The sequence below is a fragment of the Bradyrhizobium sp. B117 genome, assembly GCF_038969555.1.
Classification (GTDB): Bacteria; Pseudomonadota; Alphaproteobacteria; order Rhizobiales; family Xanthobacteraceae; genus Bradyrhizobium.
In genome coordinates, this window is the sequence record NZ_CP152414.1 from 788,907 (window position 1) to 803,686 (window position 14,780).

Genomic DNA, 14,780 nt, shown 5'->3' on the forward strand with positions numbered 1-14,780 from the left:
CAGATGAAGCCGGGAAAATTCGGTACTCGTCAACTTTAGCCGGGAGGCTTCTTGGCCTTGGCCTTCTGGCGGAGGAAGCTGATCTCTAGAAGGTCGCCATTCACCCGATCGAGCTGGCACCGGCGATATGCAAGGCCGGTTGAGGAGAGCAGAAGAAAGAACTCCGTCAGGACGAGGCCCTGAATTGAGGCCTCTACTTGCAGCGTAGCGCCCATGTCAGAGACCACCTTGAGATGACACGAGCGCCGCCAAGTTCCGTCGATGGCCATCATTTGGGCCGGCACTGGGTGCTCGAACGTCACACGCCGGCTTTCTTGTTCTTTTTCCTGAGGCATGGTTACCGAACCGCCGCCAGACCAATAAGGCGAAGCAACTAAGATCTCGTAACCATTGCCGGGAAAACTCGGCAATTGGATCAAAGGCGAAGTTGTTGGCGAGCCTGCGGGCTGGACCACCTAGCGTGAAGATGGAATCTGCTAAGGTCACAGGCAGTCGAGGCGAGGGCAGCAACCGTGGTTCTCGCCTTGAAAGCGAGCCCTTGCTCGGCGCTCACGGGGACAGCTTCGGACCAGAAGGAGAGGCGCTCGGCTGAGAGTGCCGGTTCACATCACTCAGTTCGAGGCGGCCTTCGGTTATTTCTTCTTCGCCGGCCCGAAATCCGGCTGCCAGGCGGCGTCCTTGCGGCTTGGCGCCGCGGCGATCACCTTGGCCTTCTCCTTCTTCGGTTTCTTGGCTTCGCGGTTGCCGCGTTGCCGTCCCTTGGCCATGTCGCTCTCCCGTGGTTCGAGTTCGCTGAGTTCGTCGGCTTGCAGCACGCGCCCGCTCGGCGTGCAGATGCGCACGTCCATGTAGCCGTCGCGCAGCAGCTTGCGGGCCAACCGCAGCGCGACGGTGGCGCTGCCGCGGCCGACATTGGCGCAACCATATTCGTTTGTTCCAGTGACGAGGTAGGGCACGCGGATCGCCCTAGCCATGGAAGAGCGCCGCCGCGGCGACAAGCAGCAGAAGGAACAGGGGAACGATGACGGGCGGAACGATCCATTCCGAGGCACGAAAACGCGGCATCGCTGCTCCTGCACGAGCACGACGAAGTCGTGCTTCAGTGACTGGTTTCTCGGCGGGAGCGCACGTGACCCTCAGTCACCGGTCGATGCCGTAGCGGAACATGCGGTGATGCGGATGAGCCTACGCCTGCATCAAGCAGATAGCGAGGACTAAAACGCCGCGCGCCTTGTGGCTCGATAGTGCTGGCTATTGCCGCCCGAGAAGCGCATGCTCGCACGGCTGGTATCGGTTGGGACCGCTCTCGCAGAAAGGCAGGCGCGCATGACCATCCGTTCGCGGCGGGAAACCGTCACATTCAGGCATCCGTTCCACATCCGCGGCATCGCGCGCGAGTTGCCGGCCGGCCCCTATGAGGTCGTCACCGACGAAGAGATGATCGATGGACTCTCGTTTGCGGTCTGGCGCCGTGTCGCCACCCTGATTACGGTGCCGTCCGAAGCCGTGCAGGGCGCGACGGAGGTGCGCTCGATTGGCTCGGTCGACCTCGCGGACGCTCAACGCGCCGATGTGAACCGCCGATGATCGACCTCCCCGTCGAGCTCGACAAGCACCGCGGCATGGCCGCGCAGAAGGCCACCGACCTGCGCCGCGCGCTGGCCGAGATCGAGAATAATGTCAGGGAGCTGCGCGAGCGCGAGTCCGATCTGGAAAATCGCATGATGACGGTACCTGCCGCGTCGTGGCCGGAGGCGGCGGTGAAAGCGCGCCATCTGCTTAACCTTTACACCGCGAGCCTGCCCGCTGAGGACGCGCGGCACCGCGCACTGGTTGCAGCGCTGTTCGACGATTTCCTCCGGCTCGGCGGAGAGGGTTGAGGCGACTAACACGCATTGGAGTAAGCTATATGACATTGACCAGCGGCCCGCTTTATCAGTCACGAGTATGACCGGATGATCGTACGGTGCTCGATGCATGACGGCGCCAAAGAGATTCCTTGCGCGATATCGACTCTGCGATGGACTATCTCGAGCGCGGCCCGCAAGTCAGGCCCGGGCAGCGGAAGCTCAGTTCATCCGCCTGCGGGACAAGCACGGCAATCGAATATCGCGCGACGGAGTTCGAAGGCACCCCGCCCGGCATCGTGCTGCGAGGCGTCGACTTTAGGCCTTAGGCAAAGCTGCAACAGGGGCGCACTTATGTATGCGGGCTGCCTTGGCGCCTGCTGCGTGCAATGTCTTTCCAGCTCAAGCAAAAACGCCGCCCGCTTAAACAAAAGCGCAGGCGGCGGCTTACCAGCCCCGGGAGGGTGAGAGTAAAATCCCGATAAAGGTTGGTCTTCTCCTGGCATGCTGACGTTCATCAGTTCGACAAAAAAGACACCTAACTCAAGATGGCGGCTGTAGTCCCGGCGAGGTCAGCCAGTTGTTGATCTCTCCGGCAACATCGATCTGACGGGCTCTTCGCAGTAGCTCCGTGCGGCGGACGCCAGCCGGCATGCCCCTGGCCTGTAGGCGGAGGTTGATCGCCTCTTGCGCGAGGCGGTATTCGAATGTCAAGGATTGTCCTGGGGACCGTTGAGCCGGCATGTTTGACGCTCCGCTTGGGTTGAGCGGGAGCGCAACTTGCGTTCACACCACCGATAGATGCTAAGGGCCGCTCGATGGTAATGAGACAGTGCGCCTTTATCCGCCGAATAGCGAGCGCTTTGTTCGGATCCTGGACGGGAGCTTTGGCGGTTTGCTGGAGCTATCGATGATCTGTAACGGTACAGGCGGGGACCGACTCTCTTGCAATTCTCCGCGACCTGTTTTCGAGCTTTTGCGACCCACACTTGCGCCTTGCGACGCCGGCGTCGAGAGACAACATGCCGAGAACGGTGACTCGATTCATCTTGAAGCAGGAGATGCAAACCGAGCGCCTCTATTGGCGTTACTGATCTCTGATCGCTTGGCTGATTGCTCGTTCGGCTGCGCTGACAGCCTCCGCTCGATTGAAGGCAATTCCGGTTCGGGGTGAGCGACCTTCTCGCTCAAACGACCACTTCCAACCGGGCGGATTGATCGTCTGGACCAGAGTGTATTTGACGCCCTGATGTTCCATGCGCCATCAACGACTCTGCGTGCTGAGCAACGTACGCGGCGACAAACCTCGGTCACTCAGCATCGTTTGGAGTCTTCTTCGAACGATCGACGCGGACCGCTTTGAATTCCGCTGGCCCGTCAAGCAAGCGCTGCTTTCTGGCCGATTGGTCCTTAGAACTCGCGGAGCGGTCTGCCTTCCCATCCAAAACCGTGCCAGCCAAGTGAAGGGCACGCTTTCGTTGGCGGACCACTCGGCGACCTTTAGCATCGTTCGTCATCTTACAGGGTCTCTAAATTGGCGCGCATGTTCGGAAACGAAACTCAGCAACCGCGGCAAATATTCTTGAGCTTCGCGGCGGTTCGGGCTTCTTCCGCAAGAAATGGATCCTTGTAGCCCGACGATGAGTCGATGCCGGCTTCGGCGGGCTTCCTGGCTTTTGGAGGAAATGCCGCGTCGTAACAGGAAAGGCGGACGCTGGTGCTTTCGATCGCACGGCAGTTCGGCTCCGCGGCAACAGCCGCCGGCGTGAATGTGCCCAGTGCGGATGTCAGCAAAAGCGCCGCGGTCCCTGTTCGAACCATCCTCATGCTGAGTACTCCGTAGCTATTTGGTTTTACTCGCCCAGGTGGGACTCTCGCCGGTCCAGGCCGGAAGAGTATCCCATTCGGACCACCGCATCCGGCGCTCCTCACCTCCGACCCGCACGAAAACAAAGGGCGCATCGTCCCGGCCAGTCTTCGAACCAACGAAGATTGCCGGAACCCCGTAGGCATCCCTGATGATTGCCGTGTTTGCCATTTTGGGTCTCCTGTTTGTCTTTGAACTGGCTCAACGCCCCGGTTTGCAGGTCTGACGCATGGTGATCGACGGACTTGCCGCTATAAAATGGCCGTCACCGCAATCAGCAGTACGAGAAAGACCGGTACCAACAAAGGTGGTACGAGCCACTCACGAATGTCGAATTTGTCGGAATTTGACATCTGACCGCCTTCTCTTGGGTTGAGGCGGGAGCACAAGGCTCTCAGTCACCGATAACAGCCACGTAGCGCGCGGTGATGCAAACTGTGTAGCAGTCTTCTAAGCCACTAGCGAGATCAATCTCAGCCGCCTCGTACCCTATCGCTCAGGGCGAGCGCTTTAGACAAGTTCATCAGTCCACACCTTGAAGCTGACGAGTGTGTTAGGTCCGAAAGTTTGGACGATCGGAACATCCGCCGCATCGCGGCCTTGCGCGATCAGAACGCGGCCGATTCGCGGAGTGTTGTTGCGTGCATCGAATGTGTACCAGCGGCCGCCAAGATAGGCTTCGAACCAGCCTGCAAAGTCTCCGGAAGCGTGGGGCGGCGGGATGCCGATGTCGCCGAGATAGCCGGTGCAATAGCGGGCTGGAATGTTCATGCAACGGCAGAATGCAATTGCAAGATGCGCATAGTCGCGGCAGACGCCCTTGCATTCGTTGAATACGTCCCAAGCTGTCATGGTGGACCGCGCGTACTCGTAGCCAAACGCGATGTGATTATGCACGAAATCGCAGATCGCCTGGACCCGTGGCGAACCCGGCGCCGTTCTCTCGAACAGCTTCCATGCGATGTCGGAAAGCCGGTCGGTTTCGCAGTAGCGGCTGCCAAGCAGATAAACGATGGTATCAGGCGGCAGATCCTGCACCGGGCACTGCGTGGAGGAAGGCATGATCACGTCAGGCAGCCCGCTATCGCGCACCGTGCCGTTGGCCGAAAGACGCATGCGGCCGGCGGGCGCAACGAACCGACTGCACCAGTTTCCAAAGCCGTCGCGGTATGGCGAGATCGGCACGGAAGGCTCAGCGATGAGGTAATCCGGCACAATGATGTCGGACGCCCGGGTGAAATGCACACCGACGACAGCAATCAATGGCGTGACTTGCTGGAATTCGTAGGTCATTTCAAAGCCAACTTGTATTTTCATGCTCAACGACTGCCCCGACTGGATAAGCTCGAACTGACTAGGCCACTGGGGTCGGAAACAGGCCAGCGCCGTCCGGTGAATGGGAGCAAACGGCGACCCCGGCACGGAATGAGAACGGTCAAAAGTCCCCTCAGGGTAAAATCGCTAAGACCTCAGGTTGAGCAAGTCTGGCCCGCTCTGGGCTTGATGAGAGGACCTCCGTCGGGCACGGCGAAAGTTCGCAGATGGGCCAGATGCGGAAGTCAGCGTGGGCTCAATGAAGGAGGCCGCCAACTGAGGTGGGCTTACTTTGCCAGTTCACCTAGCAGGCGCTTAACATCCAGCTCATGCAGTTCTTGCGTGCGCCTCAACGTAGCGAGCACGCTCATAGCGGCCGCGGTGTCGTGGCCATCCTGGTCCAATTCTGCGATCAGCTGTTCCTGCCGGGCAAGGTGATGCTCACCCATCGCGGCATGTCGTCGGGCTTGGTTTAGGTGCTCTACAAGGATGGCACGGTCCATGCCGCACTATACACCTTAATCATCCCAGATGGGCTCGCCGCACTGGCATTGGTAGAGCCGGACGGTCTTGCCCTTCCGGGTGTCGAGCAGGGATGGGGTCCAAACGGAGGAAGGCGGCGCAGGTTGGGCAGCGTGGGCCGTGGTCCTGCGTCTGTTGCTTGGCTAGTTCGGCCGTCGGGTCAACCTGCGAAGAACTCAGGTTAAGCAAATCTGGTCCGCTCGGGCGCAATTAGCGGACCTTCGGCCGACAAGGCGCAACTTCGCAGATGGGCCAGAAGCTGACCTGCGCGTTCTGAATCAGTGACGACGCCAACTGGAGCGGCTTCGCTGTTTGCAATGTTCCTATGGAAGGCGATGGCAGTTTGGAACACTGCGCCGGTGGCCGTTCGCATTTCGACAGAAATCGCGAGCACTCATTGTCGATCAAGAAGCACCCAAAGCCGGGCGATCCTGCCGCCGGTGAACTCTGCAGCGTCAGCCCCGGTGACCGCTACCGGACCGCCGTCCGGTCCAGCATGCCAACGCAACAAGCCAAAACCGTGATGACCGAGCGCGACGCCGTCGGGCTTAAAGGAAAAAGTCGGTCCAAACTGGTCGAGCAGCTTGCCCGCAACAGCGCTGATCGCCTCCCTGCCGACCACTACCCCTTCAGGCTCGAACATGACCGGATCATCGACGTAGAGTTCTGCTAGCGCGCGCGCTCGATGATCTGGATTTCTTTCGTTAAAGACGCGCTGGAGGTTGGATCGTAGCAGGAGATCATAATTGATATCTGACATGGCATTCCTTTGAGATGCTCTGACGTCCAATTTAGGCCGATAAGCCGCCATCGATGGCGAGCTTCGCGCCCGTGATGAAGCCTGCTTCGGGCCCGACCAGGAACGCAACGGCCGGGGAGCCGCCGGTCACCAACGCCTTCTTGTTTGCTAACGAACGTATCACGATGTGTTCCTGGGTCGCGGGCCAGCATCAGACGAGGCGCGAGCCGCCGTCGATGTTCAGAGTGGCTCCGTTCATGAAGCCGTTGGCCATCAGGAAGACGACCGCCGCGCCCGCTTCGTCCGGGGTGCCCAACCGATGGAGCGGCAGCGTCTGCCGCAGCTGGGCGACACATGAATCGCGTCCGTCGCCCAACGCTTTTCCGAGCAGCGGCGTGTCGATCGGACCGGGCGAGAGGGTATTTACCCGACGCGGAGCGAGTTCCAGCGCCAGGCCGCGCGCCAGCGACTCCATCGCCGACGAGGCTGCGGCGAGCACGGCCGTACCGTAGCCGTTGGGGCGATCGCCGAGTGCGCCTGAGATAAAGGTAATCGACGCGTCGGGGGCGAGACGTTCGCCCAAGGCCCGCAGGACGTGGACGGCGGCCCACACGCGCTCGTCAAATGCCCGATGCAGTCGAACGAGATCGGCTTCCAGCACCTTGCCAACCGCGAAGCTGCCGGCCAACAGCACCAGATGATCAACGTGTGCCACGTCCCTAAGGGCCGCCTCGATCGTATTGGGGCGGGTCACGTCCGCACTCAGCCAACCGGCCAAACCGTGTTCGGCAGCGACCTGGGCCGCGCGCACTGGGTCCGATCCGAGCACGGTCACCTCGGCGCCGGCCGCTTTGGCCTGGATCGCGGCCGAGAGGCCGATGCCGGACGTACCGCCCACGACCAGGACCTTTTGGCCCTCGATTTTGCTGGATGGGAATTGGTTTGTCATCTGTCGAACTCCTTTAGGCACACGCTTGGGTGCTCAGAGCTCCGATTTACGGGCACGGGACCGGATTGATAATTGTTCCCGATTTCGCTTTACTGATGCCATGGCGGCACAAATCGGTTTGGAGCGGCTGACGGGGCTGATCGCATTCGCGCGGGCCGCCTCGCTGGGCAGCTATACGGCGGCGGCGCGGGCGCTCGGTGTGTCGCCGTCGGCGGTGAGCAAGAGCGTTCAGCGGCTCGAGCAGCAGTTCGGCCTTTCGCTGTTCACCCGGACGACCCGGTCGCTTACGCTGACGCCGGAGGGGCGCGACCTCCACGAACGCGCAATGCGTCTGTTGCGTGAGGCGGAGGAGATCGAGCAGGCGGCGCTGGCGACACGCGCCGAGCCGAAGGGCACGATTAAGATCGCTGCACCCTTGCCGATTGGTGTCCACGTACTGGGACCTGCCCTACCGCGTCTTTGCGAGCAGTATCCGCAATTGCGGATCGACCTCAGGCTCGCCGATCGGTTCGTCGACGTCACCGAAGAGGGTATAGACGTGGCTATCCGCGTTGGTGATCTTGCAGATACCCGTCTTCTCTCGAAAAAACTTGGACCACATCGACTTTGCGCCTATGCTGCTCCATCCTATCTGGAGAAGTTCGGGACACCCCAACATCCGGACGAGCTCACTGGTCATAGATGCGTCAACTTTCGCTTCCAGAGCTCGGGTCAATCGCTGCGATGGCCCTTTCTTATCGGTAGGGACATCGTGGAGTTCGTTCCTGATGCTGCTATCACGGTGGACACCAGCGATGGCGTGTCGGCGGTACTGATCGCAGGCGGTGGCATCGGCATCTCGGCGACCTACATAGCCGCTCCGCATGTCGCGCGAGGTGAGCTGGTGCCCATACTAGAAGACTACGCGCTAGACCGGTCGTCGGTTACAGCCGTCTGGCCCGAAAGCCGGCGTCACAGCCCGAATGTGAAGGCAGTTCTCCATTTCCTTACTGAGCTTTGGCGATGATATCGGCGCCCCAAATCAGATCATCGCACCCGAACTTTCAGCCGCCAACTGCTCGCAAAAGGACTTGGGGCTTCCGAGAGCCTGTTAGCCATTAGCCTCCGAGCCTGTCGCTGACAGCAAATCACCCCGCGACGACCGCTCCGGGTCACTCGCGTCACTTTGATCGCTTGCTGTTACCTTCCGGTCTGCCCTTTTGAACGGACATCGTCAGACCGCCTCGGTATGTCGCAAACACGGGCCAATAGCGGGCATCATAGCACCACGGCCGCGTAGGAACCTCTCTGCTGCGCTTTCGTTGTGCCGTCTTAAGAATGGCAAAGGAACACGATGATGGACCGCGAACATGTGAAGGGCGCTGCCGACAAGGCAAAGGGCGCGATCAAAGAAGGTGCTGGCAAGCTTACCGGAGACAAGGACCTCGAAGCCGAAGGCAAGATGGATAAAGCTAAGGGATCGGCCCACAAGGTTGCAGGAGATGTGAAGGACGCAGCGCGGGATGCCGCTGACGCCCTCAAGAAATAAGTAGAAGAAGGAAGATCGATCTTGAACTAGCTGCCTCGGGGCGGCCTTTTCTTTTCCGGAATTTACAAGGACACGCCCTAGATCAGAACTGATTCTGCACGCGGCGATAGGCCGGATGCTCCGGGTTCTTGTTCTTGATCCAGTGATCGCAGCGGCCTTCGCGATAGGCGCGATCAACCTGCTTCGAGACCATGCCCTCCAGCCCCATGATGCAAGCGTGCCGGAATAGATCGGGGCCGATCTCGCCTTGCTCGAACGGAGCGGCTTGAATGCCCTCGCTGCGACCGCGCAACAGCCGCGCGAGGTTCGGCTTGCGGAGCGAGAGCGGCAGGCGGCGATAGTCGTCACCGTCGGCGCCCAGGATGTCGAAAGCGTAGAACTGGACCTCGTGGTCGTGCTTGCGGGAATGCAAGGCATCGAAATCGGACGTGCCATCGACGCCCAGCACCACGGCCTCACCATCGAGGATGAATTGCTTGTTTCGGATCTTCAGCGCGCTCTCGACGATCCACGGATAGCGGTTGGTCCAGTCGTGTCCGCCCTTCGTGATCAAGCGCACGCGCTTGCCCTCCCGCACCAGCTTCATGCGGTAGCCGTCGAGCTTGATCTCGTGGAGCCAATCGGGTCCGGTCGGAACCTTGGTGCCCTTGACCGGGATGGCAAAAAACTCAGAACGCGATGCCATGAGCGCGATCTATGTACCGGGGCGGGACACCGCAAGCCGCGCAAGCGGGCTACGGACGACCCCGGCCGTGGTCGCGGTTGAGGGTCGAGGGGCCGGGCCGCCGACTTGGCACACACATGCCGATGCAAAGTGTCCAAAAGCCTAGCGGCCCTCGCGCCCTGCCTCTGTTCGCTTGAGCACTTTGGCTGCGAAAATCATTAGCCGATCCGCGACCAGAGGCTCACGAGCAGCACGAACAAGGCGAGCCAGAGCAGGATGCCGACCATGCGGCGGGCTCGGCTCAGAAAGGCGTGCCGCTCCGCTGGCGATACGAGCGCTGCGGCGAATAGGATGCCGATAATGGCAACGACCAGCAGGCCAAACGAGGTCATCTTCGCTGGTCGGGAGGCGCCCTCGGGTACCCGATGTGGATGAAATGAACCAGCTCCGCGCGCTCGTCGAACTCAAGTCCGTCCAGTACGGACTTGGCTGCGAGCACGCCGTTGCGCGCCTCAACGACGCTGGTCACGTCCCTCGATGTGTCTTCGTGCCATGTCTTGCCGGGAGTGCAGAAGCAGATGCTGACCTCGAACAGCGGCATTCTTCTTTCCCTCCCATCTGGTACTCGCGTTCCGGTGCGAAGTCGGAAGATTTACAACATGAGCGAGCGGGAGTGAAGTTGCGGCAGAACGCCGCCCTACAGGAGCGTTAATTGAATATCCGCCTGGCGCCCGTAGGTTTGTAGAAATTCCTCAAGGGAGGGCGGAACGATCGGCGCAGCGCTGTTGGAGTTCCTCGGCGATGTCCTCAGAAGCGTCCCTCGACCATCCCTCGCCTGGTTGAAACAGACGATGCGGACGGAGTTGCTATATTGCCCCTCCATGAGGTGCCGCAGCAGCGTCTCGGTCAGTGTGCTCCTCGTCAGTCTCGGTTCATGCCTGACCAAGGCGGCCGCCGAAGTCATCGAGCACGAGATAGATGTCCCGGTCGGAGCCGGGCACGATCGACGGCGAGATACGCATGACGCGTGCTCCAACAGCCCCTTAATCCAAGCCGGTCGCGCCAAATGCGTCAAGGTCGGCTAATGTTTCGCTGGCTTGCGAAGAAATGGACGCATGATGTCGGTGGTCGTAAAGCTGGTCTCAAAGCCGTCAGGCAGCAATGGCATCTCGTCGTCGCGAACCTTGTTGCAGACGGGGCAGGGCGCACCCGCGCCGCCGCAGCCGCAGGCCCTTGGTCCCTCCCAGGGGCGCTCAGGATGGTTCTCGCAGACCCAATGAGTGCCGTCACAACGCGCGCAGGTCATGCGGCGTGTCCCATCCGCAGCGGAAGCGCCAACTGCACACCGATCGCGTGCCCAAGCTGGCTCTCGATGAAGTCCTTCAAGGCATCATCGATGCCGTGTCCTCCGGCCGCGATGCGCTGCTCAAGCTCAAGCGCAACATCCTCCGAGGCGTCCCGCGACCAGCCCTCAATCGGGTTGAAAGCGACGACACGCAGTACCTGACCATATTGACCGGCAAGCAGGTCTTCGATCAAGGTCCGATGGTCGATGCCTTCGTCGGTTTCGCGGAAGGCCGCGCCATCTCGAAACTCCTCGAGTACAAGATAGAAGTCCTTATCCAAGCGATCGTTCGGGACGATTGACGGGAAGGTCATACGCGAGAACTCCAGTGACCGCAGTTTAAAGTAGGGAGCCGAGCTACTGGTTGCGAATCATTCACAGGAACTAAGGCCGACGGCGGACATTTTGGAGAAGTCCAGCGGGAGGACTAGTGGTTCTCGTCAATCAACCCGCAAGGCCCGGTGGGTCAGGGGCCTTTGCGAATAGAAATTCTCCGCCTACGTTACAGATTTGCTAGAAGTTGCGTCGTTAAAATGTTGACTTATTGGTTGTCGACTTGGGAGCTCTCATGATTACTGCAGCCCAATGCAAAAGCATCGCGCAACATTACAAGACCCTCGCCAAATCTCCCAACATTTCTGAGGACCAAGCTTTTCTATTGAGGAACATCGCCAGGAGCTTTGCTGGCGTCGCTGGTCAACTCGACAGGTTAGAAGCGCTAGAAAGGGGTGAACGTCCACAAGCAACGTAGTGCTGCTCACGAGGAACTTGTGAGAATGAAGCCGGTTCGTCGGAGAACGGCCATGAACCGAGCTACGCAATGTCGTTCTCCGATTGCATCTTGCCGTACTGCCCGCAGTGTGGGGCTTGGCCGATGGCGGTCTCTGGTCCTGTGTCCGGCTTCTACCGGCTAGTCCAGTTTCAATGTCCGCGATGCTTGCGTTGCGAAGTATTCGATACCGGCGACTCAGAGGCCACTCGTGGTGCGCATTGGCCAGCAAAGGCCGGACGAAGTCGGGCGCGACCCCTTCGCAGCCAAGGATGTGCAGCAGGTTAGTTATTCCAGTTTGCCCTGGGGACAGAACCCGCACGCGAGTCCGGTCTCGTGCCGATCGAACCAGACTGGTCGACGTAAGGCCGAAGCAATTAAGTTCGTTGCGGCCGCGCAAGGTCAAGTGACCGGGTGAAAGCGATCTACGTGAACTATTCAAACAGCCCGGTTTGCCGAATCTTCCGACGTCTTTTAGTTCCCGCGACAACAAATGTGAATCCGCCATGGCAATAGTTAGGAAGCGGCGAACTTCGCGTTCGTGGTAGCGTATATCGTGTCGCGTCTTTCCCCCCATTGGCGTGGCACGCCGCGGGCCTGTTCCAGAGCAGAGCCTGCGGCTTTTTTGTGGGCACTTTTGGTCCGCCTACGCATTTTCCGCTCATGGAAGACATCGCTGCCAGATACCTCCGCGAAGCGAAGGCTTGCTTTGATGAGGCAGAGAAAGCCACTCGCACTGCCGACAAGCAGGCATGGCTAATGCTGGCTGAAGAGTGGATGGCGATGGCGGAGAAAGCACAAAGGCAGACCTCTCACGAGCAGTAAGCGGAGCGGCAGTGGGCGGCCTCTTCCAACGGCCAATGAACAAACCGTCGTGCGATTTGGAAATTGTCGGTCCAAACCGAGAACTAGGACGAGAGGAGGTCCTGCCCGGGCGGCATCAGCTTCAGATAGGTGCCGCTTTCATGCATCCAAAGCCAGCCACGCTCGATCGCGTAGCGGAGGCCGTCGCCGAACTCCGGATGCCCGCGGCTGCCTTTCAACAAGGACACGAACTGCGCGTTGATCCGTTCGATGTAGATCCGGCCGTCCTGCACAGCCGGCGTGGCGGCGGCGATCTCCACCAGCTTGCGTGCGGCGGTTTCCGGGTCGGCAAAGGCAAGTTGATCGGTCAGTTTCAATTCAGCCCCCCGGCCCCAGCCCGAGACAATTGATGGATGTCATGGCGGCGATTCTCGTGGTCCGCAAGGCTGGGCCACCTGGACCGCACGTTCATCAATCGACATGGACGATCAGGTGGGAGCCGTTTTTTTTTTGACCCGTAAGCTACCGTCACCGGCTATTTCGCATTGGTGGCAAGCTGCGGGTTGCTTCCAGCGGCTGCTACTGAAGGACTTTGGGTAGCACGACGACGACCTCAATCACCTGTTTCAAGATCTCCGTAGCCAAATCCGCAATCACCAAGGCGAAGTCCTCTTCGATCTCCGCGGCGATGCTTTCATCCTTCGCATAGACGTAGAGCAGCGGTCCGTCGACCTCAGCAAACCGGACACCAGCGAACACGCGATAGAATACAGTCGCGCCTACTACGCCAGCTAGCTTTGCTTGAATCGCGTAGTCCTGAGTGTCGCTGATATCCATGGCGCTGAGATAAAGTCACTTCGCGCGAAAACAAGTCATAAAAAATACTTCAGCAACCTATTGCAAGCGAGTTAGCGGAGACTCTTGTTGTCTGCGGGCGCGGTTCCCATCCGCTTGCTGTTGGAGCGGACGCCATCGCGGTTGGCGGTCCGAATGCGCAGTTATAGCGCAAGGACCATTTGCGCCTAGAGGAGGGAGCAATGTGCAACGCATATCGAACCGTAGAGCGCCGACTGCGGTCGAGCGTGAAGCTCCAAAGGTGTTTCGAGATTCAGGCGCCAGCGTACCGGCCTCGAAGTATGAGCGCGACCAACAGACATTCCATGCAAACCGGGAGCGCCTGAAGGCGGAGCGGCTGGCTCGCGAGGCGGCCGTCAAGCACAAGCCCAAGACCTGATCGTTGCGTCCTAGGCGACGCTAGTAATTTTGTCTCCGCTGCAGCGAATGTTCGAGAAAGAAACGCAGCATCTCCCTCGTCGCATCCGGTCCGTCTGGATCGGTGTAGGAGCCGGCGGGGCTGCCTCCCGACCATGCGTGTCCGGCTCCGTGGATTTCCCAGTGTTCGAGGATTGCGCGCCCGCGTGCGTCGGTGTGGACCATGCGGGTGTAGGCGTGCCCTCCAGGTACCCGCCCGCGATGCACCTTGGCCGTTGTGCGGAATCCGCCGATCGCCTGTCGGACGATCTGAGCGCCGTTTTTGGAATGCACCGTGGTGTCGCGATCGCCGTGGAAGACGATTGTCGGCACGGGCGGGCCGTCGCTCGGCATTGCCTCAGGTCCGCCGCCTTGCTTCATGGCCATCAGCGCGGAGGGAAGGTCGCTGGCTGCTCCGCAGGCCAGTCCGGAATGAATGCCGATCGCTGCATAGAGATCGCCGTACGTCGATCCCATGACAGCCGCAGCCGCGGCTCCAGCGGACAGCCCGGCGACGTAGACGCGTTCCGGATCGATCGAATGGTCGCGCATGATCTGCCGGGTGATGCCGGCGATGAGCGAGGGCTCGCCTCCGCCGCGCTGCTGATCGGCCGGCCGAAACCAATTCCAGCATTTCGCCTGGTTCGCTTCGGCCCGCTGCGCGGGATAGGCGACGAAGCAGGTCTGTTCTTCGGCACAGAAGTTCATCCGCGTGCCGGCGGCGAAATCCTCCGGCGACTGCGTGCAGCCGTGGAGCATGACTACCAGCGGAATGGCTTGGCCATGATAGCCGCTCGGGATGAAGAGCCGGTAGGCGCGGCTTCCAGCGGCATTTGCGTAGACTCCTTCGACGAACTTGGCGCCGTCCGGCACGATGTCCGCCATGGAAGGCGGCGCACGCCTCAGGGCCCCTCCCAGTCCGAACCCGTGGAGGTTTTTGGCGATTTCCACTGCCGGCTGGGCCGCCCGACGCGGACGCCTCGTCTCGGCGGCGTTCGCCTTGGCGTCGATGGTCGGCGGCTCTCCTCCTGCTGCAAGGGCGGGGTGGCCGGCCATCGGTGCGGTAGCGCCCCGTTCTTTCTCGCCCCGAAGCATGCGCTGAAGCAGCTCGGTGGCCTCGACGAGTTGGCCCGAGCGTGTGAGGCGTGTGGCTTCGCGGATGATGTCCCGGTTCAACATGA

Annotated in this window: 21 protein-coding genes; 6 read left to right on the forward strand and 15 right to left on the reverse strand. The window is 60.4% G+C overall.

Annotated features, from left to right (window positions below):
* Positions 1-35 precede the first annotated feature (35 nt).
* Both AAFG16_RS03745 and AAFG16_RS03750 read right to left on the reverse strand, forming a co-directional pair.
* Complete coding sequence (locus AAFG16_RS03745; protein WP_342737414.1) at positions 36-419, reverse strand: hypothetical protein; 384 nt, start codon at positions 417-419, stop codon at positions 36-38.
* A 213-nt stretch (positions 420-632) separates the two neighbouring features.
* Positions 633-974, reverse strand: coding sequence for a hypothetical protein (locus tag AAFG16_RS03750; protein ID WP_342737416.1), 342 nt, complete (start codon positions 972-974; stop codon positions 633-635).
* 352 nt (positions 975-1,326) lie between these two features.
* Between AAFG16_RS03750 and AAFG16_RS03755 the strand changes: the two genes are divergently transcribed.
* The 3 genes from AAFG16_RS03755 to AAFG16_RS03765 all read left to right on the forward strand — a co-directional run bounded on the left by AAFG16_RS03755 (position 1,327) and on the right by AAFG16_RS03765 (position 2,176).
* On the forward strand, positions 1,327-1,587 hold the full coding sequence (locus AAFG16_RS03755) for a hypothetical protein (protein ID WP_342737418.1): 261 nt from the start codon (positions 1,327-1,329) through the stop codon (positions 1,585-1,587).
* A complete protein-coding gene (locus AAFG16_RS03760; protein ID WP_342737420.1) occupies positions 1,584-1,880 on the forward strand; it encodes a hypothetical protein in 297 nt (98 codons plus the stop codon). Before AAFG16_RS03755 ends, AAFG16_RS03760 begins: the two co-directional genes overlap by 4 nt.
* A 119-nt stretch (positions 1,881-1,999) precedes the next feature.
* Positions 2,000-2,176 (forward strand): hypothetical protein, encoded by a 177-nt coding sequence (locus tag AAFG16_RS03765; RefSeq protein WP_342737422.1) that lies wholly within the window; start codon positions 2,000-2,002, stop codon positions 2,174-2,176.
* Positions 2,177-3,407: 1,231 nt separating this feature from the next.
* On the opposite strand, the gene AAFG16_RS03770 is transcribed toward AAFG16_RS03765, so the two are convergent.
* The 6 genes from AAFG16_RS03770 to AAFG16_RS03795 form a co-directional block, all read right to left on the reverse strand.
* Positions 3,408-3,641, reverse strand: a complete 234-nt coding sequence (locus AAFG16_RS03770; protein ID WP_342737424.1) for a hypothetical protein — start codon at positions 3,639-3,641, stop codon at positions 3,408-3,410.
* A 583-nt stretch (positions 3,642-4,224) separates the two neighbouring features.
* Positions 4,225-5,031 carry a transglutaminase family protein gene (locus AAFG16_RS03775; RefSeq protein ID WP_342737426.1) on the reverse strand — a complete coding sequence of 269 codons (807 nt, stop codon included), beginning with the start codon at positions 5,029-5,031 and terminating at the stop codon, positions 4,225-4,227.
* 284 nt (positions 5,032-5,315) lie between these two features.
* On the reverse strand, positions 5,316-5,531 hold the full coding sequence (locus AAFG16_RS03780; RefSeq protein WP_342737428.1) for a hypothetical protein: 216 nt from the start codon (positions 5,529-5,531) through the stop codon (positions 5,316-5,318).
* Positions 5,532-5,944: 413 nt separating this feature from the next.
* On the reverse strand, positions 5,945-6,310 hold the full coding sequence (locus AAFG16_RS03785) for a nuclear transport factor 2 family protein (protein WP_342737430.1): 366 nt from the start codon (positions 6,308-6,310) through the stop codon (positions 5,945-5,947).
* A 31-nt stretch (positions 6,311-6,341) separates the two neighbouring features.
* Positions 6,342-6,473, reverse strand: coding sequence for a hypothetical protein (locus tag AAFG16_RS03790; protein WP_342737432.1), 132 nt, complete (start codon positions 6,471-6,473; stop codon positions 6,342-6,344).
* A 27-nt stretch (positions 6,474-6,500) separates the two neighbouring features.
* The gene (locus AAFG16_RS03795; RefSeq protein ID WP_342737434.1) at positions 6,501-7,238 is read right to left on the reverse strand and encodes an SDR family oxidoreductase; all 738 of its coding nucleotides are present in this window, start codon (positions 7,236-7,238) and stop codon (positions 6,501-6,503) included.
* Positions 7,239-7,338: 100 nt separating this feature from the next.
* Between AAFG16_RS03795 and AAFG16_RS03800 the strand changes: the two genes are divergently transcribed.
* Positions 7,339-8,244, forward strand: coding sequence for a LysR substrate-binding domain-containing protein (locus AAFG16_RS03800; RefSeq protein WP_342737436.1), 906 nt, complete (start codon positions 7,339-7,341; stop codon positions 8,242-8,244).
* Between the two features lie 330 nt (positions 8,245-8,574).
* Positions 8,575-8,766 (forward strand): CsbD family protein, encoded by a 192-nt coding sequence (locus tag AAFG16_RS03805; RefSeq protein ID WP_342737437.1) that lies wholly within the window; start codon positions 8,575-8,577, stop codon positions 8,764-8,766.
* 82 nt (positions 8,767-8,848) lie between these two features.
* Here AAFG16_RS03805 and AAFG16_RS03810 read toward each other — a convergent pair whose 3' ends face one another.
* From AAFG16_RS03810 to AAFG16_RS03825, 4 genes are all read right to left on the reverse strand, one after another.
* Positions 8,849-9,451, reverse strand: a complete 603-nt coding sequence (locus tag AAFG16_RS03810) for an RNA ligase family protein (RefSeq protein ID WP_342737439.1) — start codon at positions 9,449-9,451, stop codon at positions 8,849-8,851.
* Positions 9,452-9,648: 197 nt separating this feature from the next.
* Entirely contained in the window at positions 9,649-9,822 is a 174-nt protein-coding gene (locus AAFG16_RS03815) for a hypothetical protein (RefSeq protein ID WP_342737441.1), read from the reverse strand.
* Positions 9,819-10,031, reverse strand: a complete 213-nt coding sequence (locus AAFG16_RS03820; RefSeq protein WP_342737443.1) for a hypothetical protein — start codon at positions 10,029-10,031, stop codon at positions 9,819-9,821. Before AAFG16_RS03820 ends, AAFG16_RS03815 begins: the two co-directional genes overlap by 4 nt.
* Positions 10,032-10,732: 701 nt before the next feature.
* Complete coding sequence (locus AAFG16_RS03825; protein WP_342737445.1) at positions 10,733-11,089, reverse strand: hypothetical protein; 357 nt, start codon at positions 11,087-11,089, stop codon at positions 10,733-10,735.
* A 1,118-nt stretch (positions 11,090-12,207) separates the two neighbouring features.
* Between AAFG16_RS03825 and AAFG16_RS03830 the strand changes: the two genes are divergently transcribed.
* Positions 12,208-12,369 carry a hypothetical protein gene (locus AAFG16_RS03830; RefSeq protein WP_342737447.1) on the forward strand — a complete coding sequence of 54 codons (162 nt, stop codon included), beginning with the start codon at positions 12,208-12,210 and terminating at the stop codon, positions 12,367-12,369.
* Positions 12,370-12,452: 83 nt separating this feature from the next.
* Here the strand turns inward: AAFG16_RS03830 and AAFG16_RS03835 are convergent, their stop codons facing one another.
* The 3 genes from AAFG16_RS03835 to AAFG16_RS03845 all read right to left on the reverse strand — a co-directional run bounded on the left by AAFG16_RS03835 (position 12,453) and on the right by AAFG16_RS03845 (position 14,778).
* Complete coding sequence (locus AAFG16_RS03835; RefSeq protein ID WP_342737449.1) at positions 12,453-12,725, reverse strand: hypothetical protein; 273 nt, start codon at positions 12,723-12,725, stop codon at positions 12,453-12,455.
* A gap of 202 nt (positions 12,726-12,927) precedes the next feature.
* Positions 12,928-13,185 carry a hypothetical protein gene (locus tag AAFG16_RS03840; RefSeq protein ID WP_342737451.1) on the reverse strand — a complete coding sequence of 86 codons (258 nt, stop codon included), beginning with the start codon at positions 13,183-13,185 and terminating at the stop codon, positions 12,928-12,930.
* A gap of 417 nt (positions 13,186-13,602) precedes the next feature.
* Positions 13,603-14,778 (reverse strand): PHB depolymerase family esterase, encoded by a 1,176-nt coding sequence (locus tag AAFG16_RS03845; protein WP_342737453.1) that lies wholly within the window; start codon positions 14,776-14,778, stop codon positions 13,603-13,605.
* Positions 14,779-14,780 lie beyond the last annotated feature (2 nt).